Raw genomic sequence first — 23,006 nt, forward strand, 5'->3', positions numbered from 1 at the left:
GGTTTGAGTGGTTGCCCGAACCAACTTAGCTTAACGTTCTAGTAAATAGTCGCGCCAATAAATAGGTTAGGCTGATAACATAGAATTTAATAATTTGGAGTTAGTATGAAACTGTCTTTATTTAGTAGTTTAATTGTCGCAACGATTAGTTTAACCAACTTACAAGCCTGTGCTCAGCCGCAACAAGCAATAGCTTTGGATACCAGCGCAAATAAATACCAGCTTGAATTAGTCAGCGAGGGCATTCAAATTCCTTGGGGAATGGTATGGCTGAACGAACGTGAATTACTGGTCACAGACAGAAGCGGAGAATTAAGAATGATCCGCGACGGCAAGCTAGTTGAACAAGTTATCCAAGGCACACCTAAAGTACATGCCCAAGGCCAAGGTGGTTTATTAGATATAGAGCTTGACCCTAACTTTGCCGAAAATGGCTGGATCTATATTTCATATTCAGGTTACGAAGGCGAAGATGAAGGCTATAACACCTCAATTATGCGTGCTCGTTTAAAAGACATGAAGTTGATTGATCAACAGTTATTATTTAATGGCGAGCCAAATACTACAACTACACACCATTTCGGTTCTCGTATTGAGTTTGATAAAGATGGCTATTTATATTTTTCAATTGGGGATCGTGGTAACCGAGACTTACATCCGCAAAGCCTTGAATACGATGCGGGTAAAATTCACCGAATAAATGCAGATGGTTCAATCCCAGAATCAAACCCGTTTTATAACCAAGCCGGTGCTCGTAAAAGTATTTATTCATACGGCCACCGCAATCCTCAGGGCATGGCAATGCACCCAAAATCGGGCGCGATTTGGAGTCATGAGCATGGCCCACGCGGTGGGGATGAAATTAATATTATCAAATCAGGTGCAAATTATGGCTGGCCAGAGATCACCTATGGCATTAATTATATCGGCACAAAAATAACAGATGAAACCAGTCGTAAAGGAATGGAGCAACCTGACTGGTATTGGGTACCATCTATTGCACCTTCAGGTATGGAATTTGTGACCAGTGATAAATACCCTCAATGGCAAGGCCACCTTGTAGTCGGTTCAATGAAATTTGCTCACTTAGTGTTAGTTAAACTTGATGGCAGCAAAGTAACAGGCCACAGTAAGTTATTTGAAGGTGCAGGCCGAGTACGCAGTATCACAACTCACCCCAATGGTGATTTATATCTTGGTATTGATGGTATGGGCATTTACCGCATAGTGCCAAAAGCATAACGAGCAAAACCGTTTTACACTACAAGTTACCGGTTTAATATCGCTTATGATCTGGTCTTGAAATTAACCAATCAAGCCGGTTTGAATAATTGTTCAAACCGGCTTTAATGCAAATAATCCAAACCTTCGAGTATCGTTTCCATTTGATTTTGAATGGTTAATTATCAAGTTCGCCATTTATGGTATTCGAAGCGACAGGCGTAAAACGGGCTAAAGTCCGAACTACAATGTAATCTCAACTGCTCAGAACGGTATAGCAAGGACTCTAAGTGCTTGCACCATCGTACTGCTGGCATTCGAGAGCTCTTGCATCCACGCCATCCAAACAATTTAAATTAACCGCCGCAATAGGTGTACCATCCGGCATTGCGCCATAGGCAAAGCTTTGTACGCCACAGGTTTTACAAAATAGATGCTGAATCTGCTTTTTATTAAACAAATACTCAGCTAAGTTATCAGCGCCGGATAACAGCTTTAATTTATCCCGACCGGTGAAACTTAATACAAATCCCATTTTTTTACAGCGCGAACAATTGCAAATAACCGGATTAGTTAGATCCAGTTCAACTTCAAATTTAACTGCTTCACATTGGCAACTGCCAGTGTAATGTTGTTGATTATCAGCCATCTTTATATCCTTTTATCAGTTACAGCCAATGTTGGCTATTGGTATTAAAACTGGCGTGGGCTATACCCGTGCAGCCTCAAGATGCATGGAGATATTTATGATTTATTTAAATTTAATTTCCAAGGTACACCAAATTTATCGGTTAATACCGCAAAACGCTGCGCCCAAAACGTTTCAGCCAGCGGCATTAAAATCATTTGCGCATCTAGCTCTAAAGCCTGATATACAGCCTCTATTTGTGCTTCGCTATCAAAATTAATACAAATAGATATACCTTGTGGCACTTCGTATTGCGTATCGGCATCTACACCTAATAAATAGTTTTCGCCAATTTGTAACTCGGCATGCATAATTTTATCTTGCCAGTTTTGTGGCATCGCACAGCCTTGATCATCATCATTTAACTCTGGGGTATCGCCCCATGTTTGGCTAAAATTAATTGTGCCGTCAAATACATCAGCATAAAACTCAAATGCCTGTTTGCAGTTACCATTAAAATTTATGTAGTGTTTGAATTTCATTGAGTTTTCCTTTTAACCGTCTATTTATAGCTAAATCAATATAAATTGAGATAATCAGCTGGAGATAAAAGCCATTTAGGCAAGGCAAGTTGGTACAGGCCTAGTGGTTCTAAGTCAAACCAACTTAACGCAGAATAAATGGCTTTTAGCCCAGCCTTTCAGGAGCCTCACAGACAGCCCACTTCTGTGTTGTATCATTTTGAAAGGTGCCTACATTCCTACAATGATCCGCCTTGAATTGAACTGTCTATGATGGCTCTGATACTCGCAATTTATATTGATTTAGCTATAACTAAAAATACATTTTTGTTTGGATGTGAATATAGAGTAGTCGTTTATATGAAGACAATTCGATTATTCAGAAAATTTTTTAAACTTTAATGGCAGCTTTAATAATGATGCGTTAAATCCAGCGCCTAACCGTTTGCTGATAATGCTTATAGGTTTGCCCAAATTTAGCCTGCATCATTTTTTCTTCCGGCTGAATTTGAAAGCGATTCATATAGACAATAAAAATCGGAATGGCGATAAATGCATACCAGTTACTTAAGTAAAAAAACCAACTAACCAGTAATAATAAAAAACCTAAATACATAGGATTACGGCTAATCTGGTAAATTCCATCGGTGACTAAATGGGCTGACTTATTTGGGTTGCGGGGATCAAGTGTGGTCTTTGCCTGCCTAAAGCTAAATACACCAGCACCAATTATTAGCACTGCAAGCAATAAAAACCCAGCCGCCAGCCAGATTTCGCCAATTAAATAAAAAGACTGAGCCGGAAATAACCAAGCCAAATATTTCATTAAGCCCATTAATAATAGAACTTGTAAAATCGGGTATATTTTAAGCTCAAGCTTACTCAACATTTTTCATCCTTAAATGATGCCAGTGCAAATGCAAACATTCTTTTAGTTTAGCCATATCCAAAGGTTTGGCTAAATGCGCGTTAAAACCGACCTCAATTGCTCTGGCTTTATCTTCCGGCATCACATCCGCAGTCAAGGCAATGACAGGTAGAGTATCGTACTCCGGCATTTGTCTGATTTTTGCTGTCGCCTGATAACCATCCATCACCGGCATTTGGCAATCCATTAATACCACATCATATTTATGCTGTTTAATTGCATTCAGCGCTAATTGACCATTTTCAACAATGCAGGTTTCACAACCGAATGAATTTAGCATTTCTTGAATGACTATTTGATTAATTTCGTTGTCTTCAGCTACTAATACTTTACAGCCTTGTAAACTAATCGATTCTTTATCGACTATAGCTTGGGGCGCTTGATTGGTAATTGCTAATGTAATAAATAACCTAAATTCTGATCCTTTACCTAACTCACTGCTCAGTTCTATATTGCCATTCATCAGCTGAGCTAACTCTTTTGAAATAGGTAACCCTAAACCAGTGCCCCCAAATCGACGAGATGTGGAAGAATCGGCTTGAATAAAAGGGCTAAAAATATTGATTTGATCTTTAGGTGATATACCTATTCCGGTATCTTTTATTTTTATAACCACTTTAGCTTGTTCTGGGTTAAGCTGAAAAGACTCAGCGGTTAATCTCACCTCACCTTCAAGGGTAAATTTCATTGCGTTACCGCATAAATTTATCAAAATTTGCTCAACCCGAACCGGATCGCCCAAATACCAGACTGAGTTAGGTAAATTATCAATAACCTGCCAGTTTAAGCCTTTTTGCATTGCGCCAGATTCAAACATAATTTGAATTCGTTGTAGTATTTGGTGCATATCAAATTGAATATGATCCAAGGTTAGCTTTTCAGACTCTATTTTAGATATATCCAAAATATCATTCACAATTCCTAACAACGTAGTTGAAGATTGCTCTATTTTGGCAATATAGCTTTCAATATCTTGTTGTGACTGCGTATTTTTTGCCAATTGAGAAAAACCAATTACCGCATTTAAGGGAGTTCTAATCTCATGGCTCATATTCGCTAAAAAGCGGCTTTTGGCTAAGTTAGCTTCGTCAGACTGACGTTTTGCTTTAATTAAAGATATTGTGCGGTCTTCCACCATTTTGTTTAATAACAGTTGACGGCTGTTCATTATCAAAACAAATAATATGATAAAGGCAACAATAAATAATTGAGAGAATAGTAAAACAAACGCGGTTTGGCTTTGAAAGTGATTTATAAATTCAGGGTTTTCAACAATATATAAATCCCATATTTGACCTAGTTGTTCATAGCTTTGAATAATAACTTGCTTATGGTCACTTAAAGTTAGCTTATCATTATTTGTATTACTGGAAATAAGTTTATTACTACCTCGCTCAACTAATTCATAATAAAACATACTGCTTTGTTTTGGCGTTATTGCATAATTAAGCAACTCTTCTACCAAAAATATACCAGTAGCAAAACCGACTAACTTTTTCTGATAAATAGAAATATCAGATTCACCATGTATAACTTGATACACAGGTGCAAACACCAAATAAGCAGGCTCAGGTTTGGTAGATTGTACTAACTGTATTATCTGAGTTGCTTTAAGCACTGAAGTCGCCGCGGCTTTTTTAAATGCCATTCGTCTGTCTAATCGAGAAAATCCGTTAAAACCAAGAGCTTCTTTATTACTTTCAAGTGGAACTATATATTTTACAATGACTAGAGGATCATTCTCGTTTAGTGGCTTTCCTGATAAGCGAATATCGTATTTGTATTCTTTAGACAGAGCTTCAAAAAAAGAAAGTTCCATTTTTTGCGGGACAATTTCAATCCAAGAGAATGCTTTAACAGTATGCTCTTCCGTAAATAAATCCTGAGCAAAATGTTCAAATTCACTGCGATTTAATTCCGGAGTAGTTTGTATACGGCTAGCGAGTCGCTGAATTTGGGTCAAGCTTTTATTTATTTGGCGGTGCAAGCTGTTTGAAACAACATCCAACTCGCGCTCTAAAATAGATTTAGCACTTTTAATATTGTTGTGAGAAAACAATGTGGTAACAATAATAACAATAAAAAAGAGTAAAACTGGGGTAATAATTAATAAATAATCACGCTTCAAATCTTGTTTTTCACGTTTTATATTTAAAATACTTAATAAAAAAGGTGTAGCTAATAATACCCCTAATGAGTCGCCTACCCACCACAGCAATACATTTTCCCAGTGATTATTTAAGCTATAATGTGGGTTAAATAAGCTAAGTGAATAAACCCCTATATTGGAAGAAATTAAATTAACAGCAATACCAACTATAAATACAAAAATAAAAGCGTATTTATCTGATTTAAGTTCTAAGATATTTTTTGTATACCGGCGTAAAATAAAACTGCCGACAATTGCCTGAAAAGTAGAGCCAGCACCAATTAAAGTAACTTGATAAATTTGTTCAGCCGTTAAGTCAGCTAAGCTGATATCAGTCTGTATATTCAAGTTAAAGCAAATAGAGGCCAAAAAAACAGCGGGAAAAAAGCGCCACCACCATATATAGCAGCCAACTAAAGCGAGCCCAGCCGGCAACCAAATAGGGACCACTTGAGCTTGAGATGAAATTCCGGATAACCACTCACCGCTAAAGTAATAGCCAAATGCGAGCAATATATACACAGAAATATTTGAATGATAGTTTTTAAAAATAGGCACTTAACAGTGTTCCTGTTTTAAGATCGCGCAGTTATTAATACAGCTTAGTTTATCCATCTATAACAGAGAAAGTTATATCAGTTTTTTAGAACAAGTTAATAGATTTTTCTGGTTTTATTTATCAGCAACTTACCTGCAAAATAATCATCACAGTGTGACAAATTAAGAGGAAACAATTATGACTAAAATTAAAAGCTGGGTAAAAGTAATTAAAAACAAACCAACTCAAACCATTAAAGACTGCAATTACGCTAATAATTATTATGGCGATCAAATTTGCCGTCAAAAATAGGTTTTAGTTTCATTCAACTATAAATTGAAAAGCACAGCTCGCTTTTACGAGCTGTGCTTTTTTGTATTGGTTAACATTTAACCATATAAATACAACTGGTTATCGCTTAATTAACAATCAATAGAATTTCCCGATTAGCCTAATCTGTTTTATCCGCTCTCTATTTTTGCAACCCAAACCTATACTTTTCTTCGACAACAACAATCCGTTCAACGAAGGAAGGAGCATCCCATGTTCAAAAAAGCAATACCTGTATTAACTGCTGTTGCAGTAGCAGTGTCGAGCGCCTCTGCGTTTGCAGAGAGTAACGTTAAATCAAATCAGTTCTGGTGGCCTGAGCAATTAGATTTAAGCCAATTGCGAACGCATGGCGCTGAGTCTGATCCGTTTGGTGAAGACTTTGATTACGCTAAAGCGTTTGAAAGTCTGGATTTAAAAGCTGTAAAAGAAGACATTAGAAAAGTATTAACCGAATCTCAAGACTGGTGGCCAGCTGATTATGGTCACTATGGTCCATTTTTTATCCGTATGGCATGGCACGCTGCCGGTACTTACCGTGTAGTTGATGGCCGTGGTGGTGCTGGCGGTGGTCAACAAAGATTTGACCCATTAAACAGTTGGCCAGATAACGCTAACCTTGATAAAGCACGCCGTTTATTATGGCCAGTTAAACAAAAATATGGTCGTAATATTTCATGGGCTGATTTAATGGCATTAACTGGTAACGTTGCACTTGAAGACATGGGCTTTAAAACCTTTGGTTATGCCGGTGGCCGTGAAGATGATTGGGAACCAGATTATGTTTATTGGGGCCCTGAGAAAAAATGGTTAACTGATGAACGCCGCGACAAAAAAGGCAAATTAAAAGGTCCTTTAGCCGCGGTTGAAATGGGCTTAATTTATGTAAACCCAGAAGGCCCTCACGGTAAACCAGATCCACTAGCGGCAGCTGAAGATATTCGTATGTCATTTGGCCGTATGGCAATGAATGATGAAGAAATTGTTGCATTAATTGCAGGTGGTCACACCTTTGGTAAAGCGCACGGTGCTAAAAAACCAGCAGATTGTGTTGATAAAGAACCAGCGGCAGCAGCGGTTGAAGAGCAAGGTTTAGGCTGGAAAAACAAGTGTGGTAAAGGCCACTCTGAAGATACGACAACCAGTGGTTTAGAAGGTGCGTGGACAGTTACTCCTACTCAGTGGACTTCTAACTATTTAGATAATTTATTTGGCTTTAACTGGGTACAAACACGCAGCCCTGCGGGTGCAATCCAATGGATTCCAGATAATAAAGCAGCTGCTAATTTAGTACCGGATGCACACATTAAAGGTAAGCGTCACGCACCTATTATGTTTACAACCGATATCGCACTTAAAGAAGATCCAGTATTTAGAAAAATTGCTGAAAGCTTCCGTGCTGATCCTAAAAAATATGAGTTAGCATTTGCAAAAGCTTGGTTTAAGTTAAACCACAGAGATTTAGGTCCTCGCGCTCGTTATTTAGGTGCTGAAGTACCAGAAGAAGTTTTAGTATGGCAAGATTACATCCCAGAAGTTAACCACAAGTTAGTTTCTGAAGGTGATGTTAAAAAGCTTAAAGCTGAAATTTTAGATACAGGATTAACAGTATCTGAGTTAGTACGTGTTGCTTGGGCTTCGGCAGCTAGCTACCGTGACACAGACATGCGCGGCGGTGCAAACGGTGCACGTTTAGCATTAGCACCACAAAAAGATTGGGCAGTTAACAATCCGGCAGAAGTCGCTAAAGTGCTTAAAAAGTTAGAGAAAGTACAAGCTGACTTTAACAAAAAAGCGTCAGGCGGCAAAAAAATCTCATTGGCTGATACCATTGTGTTAGCGGGTGCGGCGGCAATTGAAAAAGCAGCAAAAGATGCAGGCTACTCAATTACTGTACCGTTTAAACCAGGTCGTATGGACGCCTCTCAGGAAATGACAGATGTAGAATCATTTAGCTATCTTGAGCCTAAAGCTGATGCTTTCCGTAACTACTATAGTGAAGAAAGTTTTTATGCTCCGGCAGAAGCCTTGGTTGAACGAGCTGATTTATTAGGCTTAACTGTACCTGAAATGACCGCATTATTAGGTGGTATGCGTTCACTTAATGCTAACTTTGAGCAATCAAGCCACGGTGTATTAACTAAGCGCCCGGGCACATTAAATAATGACTTTTTCACCAACTTATTAGATATGTCTACTAAGTGGAGCAAATCGTCAACCGAAGGTGTGTACGAAGGCCGTGACCGTCAGTCTGGTGAATTAAAATGGACTGCAACTACAGTTGATTTAATTTTTGGTTCAAACTCTGAGTTACGTGCAATTGCTGAAGTGTATGCGTCTGATGATGCCAGAAGCAAATTTGTAAATGACTTTGTGAATGCTTGGGCTAAAGTAATGACTAACGACAGATTCGACTTAAAATAAGTTAACCATTTTAGCGGGGATTTAAGCCAAGTTCTGGACAGTTGTAACATTGATTTTTTCACCCCTGAAATAACTATGCTACAAACCAGAGTTTATATTGATAAATTAATATAGGGTTTATTTGGGAAGGTAAACCCTGAGTTTAAATCCCTGCTTTTTAAGATACTTTTTTAGTTAAATTTGCTTAGTTAAATCAAGCTAGAAAACACAAGATTAAAAGCAAGCTGCTATCAGCTTGCTTTTTTGTTTTATTGCTATCGCTAAATCAATTTGCTAATTTGCTGGCAATTAATTATTAATACCCGCCGCTCTCATCATTTATGGAAATTACAGCACAAACCCCATCACAAGTAGATGCACTTTATCAGCAATATTTAACGCTAACGCCAGCCGAGCAAAGCTTATTAAAAATTTTAGCCGTGGTTTATAAGCCGATTGGTATTAGTAAGTTGCAATCTTTATTAACACTGGCAGAAAACGCAGGGTTGGAAAAATTTGGCAATAAAGCCGATTTTATTTCGGCAGAAAAAAGAAAAGAACTAATAAAACAAGATTTTATTAGCCAAAATCGAGATGGGATTAAGCTTAATTTGCTGCTCGCCAATAAATTAACCCAAGATTGCATTAAGCAAAATAGCTTTAATTTAATCCTAAGTTTAGCAGAGCAAATTGTACCTGTGACTTCCGGCTATAGTTGGCAGTTTCAGGCTGACAATGAGCAAAGACTATTACGCGATTTTTATTATTTGCACGAGCTTAAAAACTTTGAGCAAATGTTTGATTTTAATAAAAATCCACAAATAATAAATCGCCATAAAAACCAAATTTTAATCGAGCTGTTATTTATTCCGTTTAATTTAACTCAATTTTTAAAGCTCTCAAATATACTTCAATATCAGGCGTTTGCCGCTTGGTTTAAAAACCGCCAAATGCAGGGAAAATCTAACCAATATCCACTTGAGTTATTAGAAACCGTTTACCGCCATAATCCAAATAATATTCAGCTCATGCATTTATTGTCTGAACAATATTTATTAATGGCTAAATTTGATGATTATCAACGAGTAAAAGCAAAAGTGGATGGCAGTTGTTATGGTTTGCAACTTGAAGCCAGCTACTTATTTTTACAGGGTGAAATTGCTTTGTCTGTGCAATATTTTGAGCAGGCAATTGCGATTAAAAACCGTTATGTACGGCGTAAAAAACAATACTTAGGTGATATCTTTGGCTATTTTTATAAGTTGGCATTGTGTATTAAAGGCAGTCAGCAAAATATTGCCAGCCTAAATACCGCACTGGATCAAATTAATTTTGAACAAAGTGATCGTTCAAGTCCGCAGGATTTTTACCAGTTAACGCTGGCAATGACTTGGGGCATTCATAGCTTATCGTCTGGCACAGAATATGATTTTGAAGCAGATAGATTTGAGATGATTAAAGCGCCACTTGAGTTAAGTTATCAACTGATTAATTTAAATGCCGCTTTGCATCAGCTTTGGTGTAACGATAAGCTCAGCCCGAATATACAGCAGACTTTAACTGAAAGCTTGGCATTTTTTAAACAAACTCAGCTCGACTTATTTGTGCTGATTTGCCAACAAATGTTAGCCATGCCAGAAATTAATTTTCATCAAACATTGCTGCATTTGCCCAGTCAAGTTAGCCGTAAAGCAGAGTGGGATTTAGCGCTAGATAAATTACTCGCCCTGCAAAATGATTCATCAGCCAAACCACAACATAAAACATCAGATAAACCCACCCGACTCATTTGGGAGATTGAGCAGGTTTATTCCGGTATTCATTTAAAACCGAAAGAACAAAAACAATCCGGTAACGGCTGGACTAAAGGTCGAGCGATTGCGCTTAAACGCCTGCATGACAACCCGCAAATATTTGATTATTTATCTGAACAAGATTTAGCGATTTGCCAGCATATAAACGCTTATCAGTCGTGGGGATATTACAGCAAAACTGAATATGCTTTAGAAACCGCTAGCGCATTAAAAGCGGCTGTTGGTGCACCTAATTTATATCTGGCCGGACAACTAGATGCGCCGATAGATTTAATTGAAAAAGAGCCAGAGCTATTAGTTAATCAACAAGGTGAGCAGCTTTGTTTAAGCATTGCAAATTTGCCCGATTATACTGACGAGAATGATCTGCCTTATGCATTTAACGAAACCAGCCCGGGGGTTTATACATTTACCCAGTTTAATAAAAGCCACATCCAAGTTGCTGAAATTATTGGTGAAGAAGGCTTGTTAATTCCGGTTTCGGCTAAACAAAAAGCACTTAAAAGTATTTCAGCAATAGCGCCTCTGCTCAACATTCAGTCTGATATAAATGAGCTTGATACCGGATTAGAAACCATCAAAGCCGATCAGCATTTAGTCATTAATATTCAGCCTTTAGCGGACGGGCTAGAATTTAATTGTGTGGTCATGCCATTTGGCGAACAAGGGCCAGCAATTAAACCCGCGATTGGCAATGTAAACTTAACCACAGAAATCAACGGCAAACGCATCGCAACGGTTAGAGATTTAGCCGCCGAACAGGATTTATTAGACCAGCTTGATCGACATTGCCCTCAATTTTTAGCTATGTCGGATACTGTTTTACGCCAAGACGATAATCAAAGTGCGTTAGAAACACTGGAGCAATTAGAGCAAGTCATCAATCAGCAGCCAATACCGTTTTTATTAAAGTTACGCTGGCCTAAAGGCAAAAAAATCAAACTCTCATCTCAGCTAAAAAGTGAGCATTTACAACTGGCTGTTAATAAAAAAAGTGAATGGTTTGATATGTCAGGCGAGCTAAAAGTAAATAATGAAGAAGTCATAGAGCTAAAAAAATTATTAGCTTTGGTTAGCTCAAGCAATGGCCGTTTTATTCAGTTAGACAGTGATAAAATTTTAAATTTATCGCAGGATTTACGTGCTCGTTTGGAGCAATTAAGCCAGATTACGGAGCAAGGCCAATTTCATCCACTCGCCAGCTTGCAAGTTGAAGAAGCCATTCAAGGGATGCGGCTAAAAACAATTCACGCATGGGATGAGCAAACCCAAAAAATGGCTGAATCCAATCAAATTGAGCCTAAAATTCCCTCCACTTTGCAGGCTGATTTAAGAGAATATCAACAGCAGGGTTTTGACTGGATGTCACGACTGGCTCATTGGGGCGCAGGCGCTTGTTTGGCGGATGATATGGGCTTAGGTAAAACTTTGCAGGCATTGGCATTATTAGTTTCGCGCGCGCCCAATGGCGCAGCACTGATTATTGCGCCAACTTCGGTTTGTTTTAACTGGATGCAAGAGGCAACCAAATTTGCGCCAACTTTAAATTTTAAGCTTTTTGCGGATTCAGCAACCGGCGAGCAACGCACTGAACTGATTAATAATCTTAACCCGTTTGACTGTATTGTCATTAGCTATGGATTGCTCCAGCGCGAGGCCGATTTATTAAGCCAAATTCGCTGGCATACTATAGTAGCCGATGAGGCGCAGGCACTTAAAAATCCACTGGCAAAACGAACTAAAGCGGCATTTAAACTCAAAGCCAATTTTAAATTAGTCACCACAGGCACACCGATTGAAAACGACTTAACTGAACTTTGGAGTTTATTTAAGTTTGTTAACCCAGGCTTATTGGGTAATTTAAAAGAATTTGGCAAACGTTTTGCGCTACCTATTGCGAATGCAAAAGAAGATAAACTGGCAGCACGCAAAGCCCAAAATGGTCTGCGCCAATTAATCAAACCTTTTATTTTAAGGCGCATGAAAAATCAGGTTTTAACCGAGCTTCCGGCCAGAACCGAAATTAATATTCCAATTGAATTAAGTGAAAAAGAGCAAGCGTTTTACGAAGCCTTGCGCTTAAATGCAATTGACAATATTAGCGCCGCCAGCCAAGACAGCAGCAATGGCGAGCAAAGAATAAAAATGTTGGCCGAGTTAACTAAATTAAGACAAGCCTGCTGCAACCCTGCCTTAATTATGGCTGAAACCGATTTACCCAGTGCAAAATTACAAGCGCTGGATATTTTGTTGGATGAGCTAAAACAAAATAATCATAAGGCATTAATATTTAGCCAATTTGTGAGCCACCTGCAATTAATTAAACAGCATTTGGATAAAAAAGGCATAAGTTATCAATATTTAGATGGTTCAACCCCACAAAAAGCGCGGCAAAAGAGTGTTAATGATTTTCAGGCTGGGAGCGGCGATGTATTTTTAATTAGCTTAAAAGCCGGTGGCTTTGGGCTTAATTTAACTGCGGCTGACTATGTAATTCACATGGATCCTTGGTGGAATCCGGCGGTTGAAGATCAAGCATCCGACAGAGCACACCGTATGGGTCAGCAAAGACCTGTGACAATTTATCGCTTAATAGCGCAAAATACGATTGAAGAAAAAATCCTTTCACTACATCAGCAAAAACGGGATTTAGCCGATAAATTATTAGCCGGTAGCGATACTGCGCAAAAACTTTCAGTAGACGATATGCTGATTTTATTAAAAGATACGTTTTAATCGTTGTTGAGATTTGACGTAGTTTATGCGGTTTTATTAAAAGATGGTTTACGCTGCTCCGCAGCTAAACCATCCTACTCCACTTAGAGCATATAAAAATAGTCGGGCAACTTAACAGCAAAAAGGTTAAGCAAAGTTTATTTCAAAACAATGCTTAACTTCATCCCCATAGGTTTAATTACTTTATTTATCGTTTGGATTGATGGGTTACCGCTATCGGTTTCGATATTTTGTAAACTCCGGCGGCTAATTTTAATTAACTCAGCATATTTGGCTTGAGTTTATTTAAAATATCATCACGTAAAACTTCCCGCTCACTCGGGGTTAAGTTTTTTCTGGCTTTTATCATACGCAATTTATCCATTTTTCAAATTTAGTTTGCCAGTGATCAAAGTGATTTTTAGGGTGAGTTAAAATTGATTGAGGGCAGTTATATTCAGCTAATAACTCGGGTAAATTTTTAAATTTGTCTAAGGTATTTAAATACAAAATCTGTAAGTTTTGAATATTAAGATCGATTTGCTGTTTATCACAATATTCGGCCAGTTTATTGATAATTTTTACCCACTGATATTCCCCCCAATTCATATTGAGTACCCCAAGTTATCGTTCTTCTGATATCTTCGGGATCGACCCGCATCGGGGCAAAATCATAAATCGGCGATAATTTAATTTCGTTTTTGGTTTTAATTAATGATGAATTACGTGCATGATTATCTGAGTTTCCAAACATAACATTGAGCAAATCCCGCTCAAACCACTGACAAACAAAAAGCGCAGGATCAAACTGAACTTCGGTTTCAGCACTCACTTGCTGAATATGAGCCACCACTTTAGCTATCACGTCAAAATGATTAAAGTTTTGTCCTGAGCGACCTTTAATAACAGCATAAAATGCTTTCGAGATCATAACGAACTTCTTGCCCGTTTTGATAATTAAATCAAACCTAGACAACCACAAAGAAGGAATATTAACACCTTCCTCTATTTTCATATTAGCCACATCGATAGTATCAAAACAAACAGGGTAGTTAATACTGCATGCCATTTGAGCACAATCGTTCAGGAAACTGATTTGATGTGGAGTTAAGTAGCTAAGCTTATTGGTTGTATTCATTATTGAGCCATCATCAAATTCTACCTGCCCAATAATAGTTTGCCAGTGACCTTCAATATACATTTCAACATCAAGTGTACGCATCATGATTTACTCAACTTTGAAACACCAGTTAAGCGTAATATATTGCGCATAAATACAGTGTGACAAAAATAAAGCGCATTAAAATGCGCTTTTTATGTAAGCGTTATGCATTTAATTATTAGCACGGATAAAACGTGGACACTTGCTGTACATAAAAATACAAAACAATAAAAAACCACCAACAAAATACAATTGAAAACCATTATCATTTGTAATAGCATTAATAACGTATTACTTATTAAACACTCAATTCTAAAAATGATTCTCAAGGATACAATAATGAAAAAAGCTTTTGCTTTAACGAGCCTTTGCGCGGCTATGTTGGCAAGTAATAGTGCTATTGCTGAAGAAAAAATAGAGACGATTGTTGTTACTGCTACTGGTTATGAGCAGCTAGAAACTACAGCTCCAGCGTCAATTAGTGTAATTACCACAGATGAAATTGTACAAGTACCAATTCGAGATTTAGGTGACGTATTAAAAGGTTTAGCCGGGGTCAGCGTAAATAACTACGCAGGTGGCCGTAACGATATTATGTTACGTGGTTTAAATGAGGACTATATTTTATTTTTAGTGGATGGCAAACGGGTATCGTCTAGCAATGGTTTATGGCGTGGCGGTAACTTTGATTATACCTCTATACCACTTGAATCAATCGACCATGTTGAAGTTGTGCGTGGCCCAATGTCGGCTTTATATGGTTCTGATGCTGTTGGTGGTGTTATCAATATTATTACCCGTAATCCGGGTAAAGAGTGGCAAACCACAGTTAATGCTGAATACTCTAAAATGACAGATGGGGATGGTGGTAACAGATACCGTGCCAATTTATATACCAGCGGCCAGTTATCAGAGAACTTAGGTTTAGTTGCCAGCCTTGAAAAAGCCGATCAGGATATTTGGGTAAACGAAGAAGTAACCCCAGGTTACGATACCACTGAAGCGCGCGAAACATTAAAGTTTAATACCACTTTACGTTGGGCTATTAATCAAAATCAAAGCTTAGATATTGATTTTGCTTACGATAAAGATGATGTGCCGCCAACTAATTATGGTGGTGCTGTTCGTGAGCAGTCAATTGACCGAATTACTTTAGGCTTAACCCACAGTGCAGAATGGAGCTGGGGCGGCACAAAAATTTTAGCGAATCGTTCATCTGCTGATTTATACGATTACAATACCCGCTATCGTCTACAGCCGCCTTTAGGTCGTGATATTGAAGAAATATTTACCACTTTCCGAGCTTCTGCATTTACTAATTTAGGTGCTCATAGTTTAACAATTGGTACTGAGTATCTGAATACAGAGATTAAAGATCCGGTGCAATATCCGGTAAAAGGTGGTGATGATCAAAGCCTGACCTCTTTATTCGCGCAGGATGAAATTAGCTTATCCGACAAATTAACCGCAACTTTAGGTGTACGTGTCGAAAACAGCGATGATTACGGCACCCACTCAAGCCCTCGCGCTTATTTAGTTTATGAAGCAACTCAAGATGTTGTCATTAAAGGTGGTGTAGGTACCGCATTTAGAGCACCAAGTTTATATCAAGCCTCTCCGTCTTTTTTAACCGTGAGTTGTGGTGGTGCTTGTGATATTACCGGTAACCCTGATTTAAAAGAAGAAACCAGTGTTAATACCGAGGTTAGTGTATTAGTGAATAAAGCTGGTTGGAACTTATCTTTAACGGCCTTTAATAACAAAGTTGAAGATATGATCACAACAGCTGTTGTTGATGGTAACCGCCAGTGGTTAAACGTAAATGAAGTTGATATTAAAGGCTTAGAAGCCGGTTTTGGTTTTAAATTTGGCGTTTTATCAACCGATATTAATTACACTTATTTAAAAACCGAAGATAACAATGGTAATGAACTCAGTTATCGTCCTGAGCACAGTGCTAATGTTAAATTATCTGCAGCATTAACTGACACGGTTTCGTTATTTACCAATGTTAACTATCGTGGTGAGCATCAGGGTAACGCAAGTCAGGATTTAGATGGCTATGCAACGGTCAGTTTAGGTGCTAACTATCAAGTGTCTGAAGCCTTTAAATTACGCGCGGGTTTGACCAATGCAACGGATACTCAGCCAATTATTGATGATCCGGCTACAACCGACAGTGAAGGCAATACCATCGCGGGTAGCGATATGGTAATGCGTGGTCGTTCGTACTTTGTTGGTGCTACTTATAAGTTTTAAAAACAGTCGTAAACAACCTGTACACTTCATCAAGTTTTGAGCGGTTGAGTTCACCTTGTAGCTTGGGTTTTAGCCCATTTTACGCCTGTTGCGTTGAACGCCATAACAGGCGAACTACAGATAATTAACCATCAAAACTAAATAGCTCGCTGCACCAGATTTATTCCGGTGCAGCTTTTTATTAACTTAGTATTCTTAAACTCATTTGGATTACCACTCCATGCTTTGGCATTGCTTTTATTTTGCGCTACTGCTGCTTAGTTGTTGCCTGTTTTATGGCTCGCATAAAAATCAACTCTGGTTTAAACAGCCTTTACCTCAAACGCCTTGGCGGCTAGTTGGCCTGTTATTTCAAATTATCGCCTTAACTGGTGAGCTTATGTTTTATTCGGCCAGTTCAGCTATTTTTGGCTGGCTTGCGTTAAATATGCTGATTTTATCTGTTTTACCTTTTATCAATTTATTTTGGGGGCAAAGCAAAAATGCAAAATAATAAAATTCAGCCTGACTGGTGGAGTAAATCTCTGGCTGGCAGCATTTTAGGGTTAACTTTGGCATTTGCGTTATCTGGCTGTTTTGCATGGTTTGGCCCCGGCGGCATCACGGCAGACAGTAAAGTGCAATTTAATATGTGGATTATCTCACCTATCTGGATGCTGGTTTTAAGCTTCTGCTTTTTATTCCGCAGTGGCAAACAAGCTTGGCTGGTTTTGGGGTGTGCCAACCTTATTTTTTATTCAATTTTATATTTGTTCAGATAAACCCGATGCAGGTAAATAAATGAAAGTTCGCAGTGATATCTTAAGAGTTTATCAATCTGTTCATATCTGGACAGGTATCATCAGTGGCATGGTGTTATTTATTGGTTTTTATGCCGGTTCATTAACCATGTTTAAAGAAACCATAAATCAATGGATAACGCCTCCAAGTCATAATTTGCCAGTGGCATCCGCGTTAGATTATAACCAGCTTATTGCCAAAGCGACCGAGCAACACGACAAAGCCCGGCAAGGTTTTACCCTTTATTTTGAGCAAGTCCAAAAGCCACCTATGCAATGGTATGAGCAAGGTACAGACAGAGGCTTAAATCTGGATGGCATTGTTCAGCAGGCCAGTTTAACTGACCATAATGAGCTCATCACCCAACAAGTAAAACCCAGTGCCTTGGCAGATTTGGTAGACGAATTACATCGTACCGCCGGTATTCCCGGCACGCTCGGCCACGAAGGATTAGGCGAATATATTTTAGGGATTGCATCGGTATTATATTTTTTAGCACTGGTTTCTGGCGTTATCTTTTTATTGCCAACTTTAGTTAAATCTTTATTTAGTTTTCGGCAAAATAAAACCGCCAGCCGGTTTTGGTTAGATTCACATAATGCGGTGGGTATTTTAAGTTTACCGTTTCATATTGTGATTAGCCTGACCGTCATTGTTTTTGCATTTCATGATCAGTTTTATCATGGGCTTGAAGAAATAGTATATGGTGAGCAGCCGATGTTTAGCCGACCTGCGCCAGCCAAAATAGAATACTCATACACCAATTTACCTCAGGTTGAAGACATTCAGGCAATTGCCAAAACCATCGCGCCAGATTATCAGTTTAGTGAAATGGCGTATTTAAATTTAAATACGCCCAGAGCAACAGTGCGTTTAGGTGCTTATAACCCAAATGAGTTAATGCGGGGGCCGGTTACCGATTATATTTTTATTCAGCCATATACCGGCACTATTCTTTCCAGCACTTTAAATCCGGCAGATGAAGGCATTTGGGTAAGGTTAGTCGCCAGCTTTTTTGCATTGCATTTTGGCAGCTATGGCGGAGAACTTGGGCGCTGGGTTTATTTTTTCCTTGGCATTATGGGCGCGTTTTTATTTTATTCCGGCAACTTATTATGGCTTGAAAAACGGCGCAATAAAAAAACTCAACAACAAACAAAAAATGTCCGTTGGCTAGCTAACGCAACGGTTGGAATTTGCCTTGGCTCAATGCTCGCTGTGGCAGTTACTTTTGTTAGCGCAAAGTGGATTAGTTTATTTGCCAGCCAAATTAACTTTGCTTATATGTGGGTTTATTATCTGGTATTTTTTGCAGCCGTTATTGGCGCATTTATTTATGGCGCGGCCAAAAGCGCAGTTTGGATTTTAAACTTATTAGCGCTGGCGTGTCTGGCATTACCAATTATCTCTTTATTAGGGATTATTTTTCCGCAGTCTGGCATTTGGCCATCAATTCATTTAACAACGATAGGCTTAGAGTTGGTTGCTTTATCGCTGGCTGGCTTGTTTGCTTTTTTAGCCCGAAAAACCAAACAACGCTACCAGAGCGGTGAACAAAATAGTATTTGGTTTAATACTCAGGCGGCAGGCTAATCAGATAAATATGGCAACTCAATCTAACTTGCCAAGCCTGTCGCAGGCGGTTGAAATTTATTACGATGAACTCAAGCAATTTGTGATGAAGCGCACTGGCTCAAGCACAATTGCTGAGGATGTTGTGCAGGAAACTTGGATCCGCGCCAATAACAATCAAATTATCACCCCAGATAATCCAAAAGCTTATTTGTTTTCTATGGCAAATAACCTTGCAATTGATCATTTACGTAAAATTAAACCGACAACAACCACACCTTTAGAAAATCAAATTGAGTTGAATTGTGATGCGCCACAACCGCTTGAAAGTGCAATTTCAACACAAGAATTAAATATTTTGTTAGATGCGGTACAAGCGTTACCGGATAAATGTAAACAAGCATTTTTGTTATATCGCGGGCAAGATTTAACCATGCGTGAAGTAGCTCAAAATATGGGTATTTCAGAAAAAACAGTTGAGAAACACATAGCCAAAGCTATGCTGCATTGTCGGCAAAAATTAAGACAGGCAGGACGAAATGTATAAATTGGTTGGGGGATATTCCGTTTATTATGCGTCTATCAATAATGGATGCACGATTAAAAGCTAAGCGGAACTAAATAGAATGAGCAAACAAACAGAAAACCAGAGCGAGCCGTCAGAACTTGAGCTCGAACAAGCCAGTATTTGGTATTGCAAACTTGAAGATGCTACCCGCTCTCAGCAAGCTAGTTTTAATCAAGCAGAATTTGAAAACTGGCTAACCCAAAAGCCGCAGCACCAAGCGGCGTTTACTGAAATTTGTCAGTTATGGGGCGCGCTGGAGCAACCGGTTAACCAGTTGCTGCGCAAACACGAGCCGGTAAAACTTAATTCAACTCATAAAAAAGCGAGCAGGGTTAATCAAATAACAGCCATGGCTGCTTGTATTTTAATTGCACTCACCCTCTCTTTTGCTTGGCTTCAAGATTGGCCAACCCGATGGCAAAGCGATTATTTTGTGCAAATTGGTGAAAAGCGCCAAATAACAACCGCTGACGGTAGTGAAATTACACTTAATTCAAATAGTGCTTTAGCTGTGCAATTTACCTCTAGTGTCCGTCAGGTTGAGCTTTTAAAAGGGGAAGCTTGGTTTAATGTGCAAAAAAATCCAAACAAGCCATTTATTGTAAAAACGAGCTTTGGCGATATTCAGGTAACTGGCACTCAGTTTAATGTAAAAGTTGAAGACAAACAGGCTTTGGTCAGTTTGACCGAAGGCAGTGTCGAGCTAAAACAGCCTCAACAAAGTGGATTAGTAAAAACATTATCACCCGGGCAGCAAGCAGCGATATCAAAACAAGCGATTAGTGAGGTTACCGCATTTGATCAAACCCAAGTTTCTGCGTGGTTAAGAAATCAGTTTGTTTTTTACAATACCCCGCTTAATCAGGTGATTTCGCATTTAAACCAATACCGGCAAGGTCAAATTATTATTGTTAACCCCAATTTGCAGCAATTAAAAGTCAGTGGTGTGTTTTCGACTAAACAAACTGATAAAGCATTAAATATGATTTGCAATACATTAGCACTGCAACAAACCCGACTCACAGATTATTTAGTGATTATTCAATAAATTTTATTTTTCAGGTGGGGGAAGCGAGTTGTTAATTACGTCTAGTTGTAAATAGTAATTAAACTCATTTAAATTAACAACAGGACTCCCAATGCAATTTAAAACAATTCCCGCACCTTATACAATGCTGGCTACTGCGGTTTTATTATCAGTAGGCCAATTACCGGCCGCTTATGCTCAAAACTCAGTTCAGGTACAAACCCAAAACTATCAATTTGATATTAAAGCGAAACCTTTACCACAGGCGATTGCCGATTTTTCAGCAGTTACCGGTGTACAAGTATTTTATACCGAGCAAACGGTTTATCAGCATCAGGCAGTTGCAGTGCAAGGCCAGTTAACTGCGGCTCAGGCACTTAAACAATTATTGGCAGGGAGTGATTTGGTTGCCAAATTTGATGGTTCTAACTCGGTGACAATTGAAAAAAAGTCAGCAGAAGACATGCAAAGTCTACCAGTGACCCGAGTTGAAGCTGAATTAGAAGCCGACAGCCAGCGAACATTAAATTATAGCCGAGCAGATATTGAAGCCAACCAGCCGCAAGATGTAAAACAGTTATTCCAGCAAGATGCCGCAGTTTCAGTTGGTGGCTCAATGCCAGTTAATCAGAAAATTTACGTACGCGGGATAGAAGAAACCGCTATGGCGGTAAATATTGATGGCGCGCGGCAAAATAATAAAGTATTTCATCATAACGCAACTAACCTGATTGATCCGGCGTTATTAAAAACGGTTAGAGCATCGGCTGGGGTTGCGGCTGCGGATGATGGTCCGGGCGCGATTGGCGGTAGTTTATTATTTGAGACAGTCGATGTAGCTGATTTATTAGATCCAAATAAAAACTTTGGTGGGTTTATTAATGCCAGATATGCCAGTAACGGCAGCCAATTAGGTACTTCAGGTGCGCTTTATGGTCAAAATCAGGGATTTGAATTATTAGGTTTTGTCAATAAAGTCCAAGGCGATGATTATAAAGATGGAGAAGGCAATACAGTAAAATATACGGAGCCGGGGTTTTTCAGTGGTTTATTAAAAACAGCTTATCAAAGTAACGATACGGGCAGGTTTGAATTATCGCATGAAACCGTTCAAGACGATTCAGTTAGACCATACCGAGCGAACTTTATTGCGTTAACCGCTGGTCGACCAACACCCGAATCCCGCAATTATGATTTAGCCAGAACCAGTACCACATTTAATTATAACCACTTGCAATCTAAAGGGATCTGGAATCCTGCGGTTACCCTGTCAGACAGTGAAACCGAGTTAAAAACCACAGAAAATCCACTCAGTGATCCCACCACTGAAATTGTATACACAGGCATTACCGGCAGTAAATCTGGTAAGTTTAGCAATCAAATGTTTTTTGACTTGGCCGAGGTCACTGCTGGTTTAGATTTTTATTCTGACGCCGCTATTTTTAAATTTTCAGGCGATCCAGACTTAGAAGAAAAAGCTAAAAATACCGGTTTATTTGTCCAAGTTCGCCAGCCTTTAGGACACAACCTAGATATGTCTTATGGTGTACGTTATGACAAGCAAACATTTACCGGCGTTGATGGCAGTAAACATAAAGATTCAGGATTAAGCGCTAATTTATTTGCTGATTATCAAGTTAACCGCCACCTCAGCTTAAATGCTGGCTATGGCAAAATTTGGGGCGGGATTGAACTGGCTGAAAATTTTATTTTAAATCCTGACTGGAATTACACCGAGCTAAAAGCGGTTGAGTCAAATAACTACAGTTTAGGTTTAAAAGCAGAATACGAGCAATGGTTATTACAAGCCAATACCTATAAAACAAAAATTGATAATGCCAGAGTACCGTCATGGGGTGGCGGCGCAGCTTTAGTCTCTGATTTTGAGGTTGATGGTTATGACTTAGCGGTTGGTTACAGCACTCAAATTAGCCAGCTAATTGTAAAATATGCCAATATAGATTCTGAAATTAACGGAGAGACAGCAACGTCTTATAATGGTAACTATTTTACCGCACCATTAGGTGAAATAATTACATTAAGTGGCAACTGGCAGCTTGCAGAATTATCACTTTCGTTAGGGTTTGATGCTGAATTTACGCTGGAAAATGATGCAGTTGAAACCAGCGGAGCCAAACAAAAATCTTATACCGTGGTTAATACTTACGCTGATTATCGGTTTAATCAGAGTTTAAATTTTAGGTTATCAGTTGATAATTTAACTGACGAAGCTTATGCCGACCGAGCCTCTTACGGGCAAGAGTTTACAACCGTAGTGCCGTTTTTAGAGCCGGGTCGCTCGGTTAACTTAAATGTTCGTTATCAGTTTTAATTTAATAACGTCACTCTAACTCATGAGCTTATAACCAATAAAACCTGTATTTGAATATG

At 38.8% G+C, this 23,006-nt stretch carries 17 protein-coding genes; 10 read left to right on the forward strand and 7 right to left on the reverse strand.

The annotated features are described in order from the left end of the window. Positions 1 to 105: 105 nt before the first annotated feature. On the forward strand, positions 106 to 1,242 hold the full coding sequence (locus N7931_RS06140) for a PQQ-dependent sugar dehydrogenase (protein WP_262792683.1): 1,137 nt from the start codon (positions 106 to 108) through the stop codon (positions 1,240 to 1,242). Between the two features lie 265 nt (positions 1,243 to 1,507). On the opposite strand, the gene N7931_RS06145 is transcribed toward N7931_RS06140, so the two are convergent. The 4 genes from N7931_RS06145 to N7931_RS06160 all read right to left on the reverse strand — a co-directional run bounded on the left by N7931_RS06145 (position 1,508) and on the right by N7931_RS06160 (position 6,005). Further along, a complete protein-coding gene (locus tag N7931_RS06145; RefSeq protein ID WP_262792684.1) occupies positions 1,508 to 1,870 on the reverse strand; it encodes a GFA family protein in 363 nt (120 codons plus the stop codon). A gap of 95 nt (positions 1,871 to 1,965) precedes the next feature. Continuing rightward, positions 1,966 to 2,391 (reverse strand): VOC family protein, encoded by a 426-nt coding sequence (locus tag N7931_RS06150; RefSeq protein ID WP_262792685.1) that lies wholly within the window; start codon positions 2,389 to 2,391, stop codon positions 1,966 to 1,968. A gap of 403 nt (positions 2,392 to 2,794) precedes the next feature. After that, positions 2,795 to 3,259, reverse strand: coding sequence for a methyltransferase family protein (locus tag N7931_RS06155; RefSeq protein ID WP_262792687.1), 465 nt, complete (start codon positions 3,257 to 3,259; stop codon positions 2,795 to 2,797). Beyond that, positions 3,249 to 6,005, reverse strand: coding sequence for an ATP-binding protein (locus N7931_RS06160; protein WP_262792688.1), 2,757 nt, complete (start codon positions 6,003 to 6,005; stop codon positions 3,249 to 3,251). Before N7931_RS06160 ends, N7931_RS06155 begins: the two co-directional genes overlap by 11 nt. A gap of 523 nt (positions 6,006 to 6,528) precedes the next feature. Between N7931_RS06160 and katG the strand changes: the two genes are divergently transcribed. Further along, entirely contained in the window at positions 6,529 to 8,739 is a 2,211-nt protein-coding gene (gene katG, locus N7931_RS06165; RefSeq protein ID WP_262792690.1) for a catalase/peroxidase HPI, read from the forward strand. Between the two features lie 320 nt (positions 8,740 to 9,059). Further along, positions 9,060 to 13,268 (forward strand): DEAD/DEAH box helicase, encoded by a 4,209-nt coding sequence (locus tag N7931_RS06170; protein ID WP_262792691.1) that lies wholly within the window; start codon positions 9,060 to 9,062, stop codon positions 13,266 to 13,268. Positions 13,269 to 13,405: 137 nt separating this feature from the next. On the opposite strand, the gene N7931_RS19605 is transcribed toward N7931_RS06170, so the two are convergent. The 3 genes from N7931_RS19605 to N7931_RS06180 form a co-directional block, all read right to left on the reverse strand. Continuing rightward, positions 13,406 to 13,525: a hypothetical protein gene (locus N7931_RS19605; RefSeq protein WP_410369336.1), complete on the reverse strand. Its 120-nt coding sequence runs from the start codon at positions 13,523 to 13,525 to the stop codon at positions 13,406 to 13,408. An 88-nt stretch (positions 13,526 to 13,613) separates the two neighbouring features. Further along, positions 13,614 to 13,856 carry a hypothetical protein gene (locus N7931_RS06175; RefSeq protein ID WP_262792693.1) on the reverse strand — a complete coding sequence of 81 codons (243 nt, stop codon included), beginning with the start codon at positions 13,854 to 13,856 and terminating at the stop codon, positions 13,614 to 13,616. Continuing rightward, the gene (locus N7931_RS06180; RefSeq protein ID WP_262792695.1) at positions 13,816 to 14,472 is read right to left on the reverse strand and encodes a HipA domain-containing protein; all 657 of its coding nucleotides are present in this window, start codon (positions 14,470 to 14,472) and stop codon (positions 13,816 to 13,818) included. The genes N7931_RS06175 and N7931_RS06180 overlap by 41 nt, the downstream gene beginning before the upstream one ends. Before the next feature lie 276 nt (positions 14,473 to 14,748). Between N7931_RS06180 and N7931_RS06185 the strand changes: the two genes are divergently transcribed. The 7 genes from N7931_RS06185 (at position 14,749) to N7931_RS06215 (ending at position 22,947) form a co-directional block, all read left to right on the forward strand. Continuing rightward, positions 14,749 to 16,668, forward strand: coding sequence for a TonB-dependent receptor domain-containing protein (locus N7931_RS06185; RefSeq protein WP_262792697.1), 1,920 nt, complete (start codon positions 14,749 to 14,751; stop codon positions 16,666 to 16,668). Between the two features lie 220 nt (positions 16,669 to 16,888). Beyond that, positions 16,889 to 17,161 (forward strand): hypothetical protein, encoded by a 273-nt coding sequence (locus tag N7931_RS06190; protein ID WP_262792698.1) that lies wholly within the window; start codon positions 16,889 to 16,891, stop codon positions 17,159 to 17,161. Next, positions 17,151 to 17,429, forward strand: a complete 279-nt coding sequence (locus N7931_RS06195) for a hypothetical protein (protein WP_262792699.1) — start codon at positions 17,151 to 17,153, stop codon at positions 17,427 to 17,429. Before N7931_RS06190 ends, N7931_RS06195 begins: the two co-directional genes overlap by 11 nt. Before the next feature lie 19 nt (positions 17,430 to 17,448). Next, positions 17,449 to 19,041 (forward strand): PepSY-associated TM helix domain-containing protein, encoded by a 1,593-nt coding sequence (locus tag N7931_RS06200; protein ID WP_262792701.1) that lies wholly within the window; start codon positions 17,449 to 17,451, stop codon positions 19,039 to 19,041. Between the two features lie 10 nt (positions 19,042 to 19,051). Then, on the forward strand, positions 19,052 to 19,567 hold the full coding sequence (locus N7931_RS06205) for an RNA polymerase sigma factor (RefSeq protein WP_262792703.1): 516 nt from the start codon (positions 19,052 to 19,054) through the stop codon (positions 19,565 to 19,567). 79 nt (positions 19,568 to 19,646) lie between these two features. Next, a complete protein-coding gene (locus tag N7931_RS06210; protein ID WP_262792705.1) occupies positions 19,647 to 20,636 on the forward strand; it encodes a FecR family protein in 990 nt (329 codons plus the stop codon). Positions 20,637 to 20,727: 91 nt separating this feature from the next. Beyond that, complete coding sequence (locus tag N7931_RS06215; RefSeq protein ID WP_262792707.1) at positions 20,728 to 22,947, forward strand: TonB-dependent receptor; 2,220 nt, start codon at positions 20,728 to 20,730, stop codon at positions 22,945 to 22,947. Positions 22,948 to 23,006 lie beyond the last annotated feature (59 nt).

The organism is Catenovulum sp. 2E275 (genome assembly GCF_025515275.1).
Taxonomy (GTDB): domain Bacteria; phylum Pseudomonadota; class Gammaproteobacteria; order Enterobacterales; family Alteromonadaceae; genus Catenovulum.

Coding starts and splice junctions, on each gene's coding strand:
- N7931_RS06210 (WP_262792705.1), top strand. CDS start 19,647: ATGAGCAAACAAACAGAAAACCAGAGCGAGCCGTCAGAACTTGAGCTC.
- N7931_RS06150 (WP_262792685.1), bottom strand. CDS start 2,391: ATGAAATTCAAACACTACATAAATTTTAATGGTAACTGCAAACAGGCA.
- N7931_RS06195 (WP_262792699.1), top strand. CDS start 17,151: ATGCAAAATAATAAAATTCAGCCTGACTGGTGGAGTAAATCTCTGGCT.
- N7931_RS06180 (WP_262792695.1), bottom strand. CDS start 14,472: ATGATGCGTACACTTGATGTTGAAATGTATATTGAAGGTCACTGGCAA.
- N7931_RS06185 (WP_262792697.1), top strand. CDS start 14,749: ATGAAAAAAGCTTTTGCTTTAACGAGCCTTTGCGCGGCTATGTTGGCA.
- N7931_RS06175 (WP_262792693.1), bottom strand. CDS start 13,856: ATGAATTGGGGGGAATATCAGTGGGTAAAAATTATCAATAAACTGGCC.
- N7931_RS06145 (WP_262792684.1), bottom strand. CDS start 1,870: ATGGCTGATAATCAACAACATTACACTGGCAGTTGCCAATGTGAAGCA.
- N7931_RS06170 (WP_262792691.1), top strand. CDS start 9,060: ATGGAAATTACAGCACAAACCCCATCACAAGTAGATGCACTTTATCAG.
- N7931_RS06200 (WP_262792701.1), top strand. CDS start 17,449: ATGAAAGTTCGCAGTGATATCTTAAGAGTTTATCAATCTGTTCATATC.
- N7931_RS06155 (WP_262792687.1), bottom strand. CDS start 3,259: ATGTTGAGTAAGCTTGAGCTTAAAATATACCCGATTTTACAAGTTCTA.
- katG (WP_262792690.1), top strand. CDS start 6,529: ATGTTCAAAAAAGCAATACCTGTATTAACTGCTGTTGCAGTAGCAGTG.
- N7931_RS06205 (WP_262792703.1), top strand. CDS start 19,052: ATGGCAACTCAATCTAACTTGCCAAGCCTGTCGCAGGCGGTTGAAATT.
- N7931_RS06140 (WP_262792683.1), top strand. CDS start 106: ATGAAACTGTCTTTATTTAGTAGTTTAATTGTCGCAACGATTAGTTTA.
- N7931_RS06215 (WP_262792707.1), top strand. CDS start 20,728: ATGCAATTTAAAACAATTCCCGCACCTTATACAATGCTGGCTACTGCG.
- N7931_RS06190 (WP_262792698.1), top strand. CDS start 16,889: ATGCTTTGGCATTGCTTTTATTTTGCGCTACTGCTGCTTAGTTGTTGC.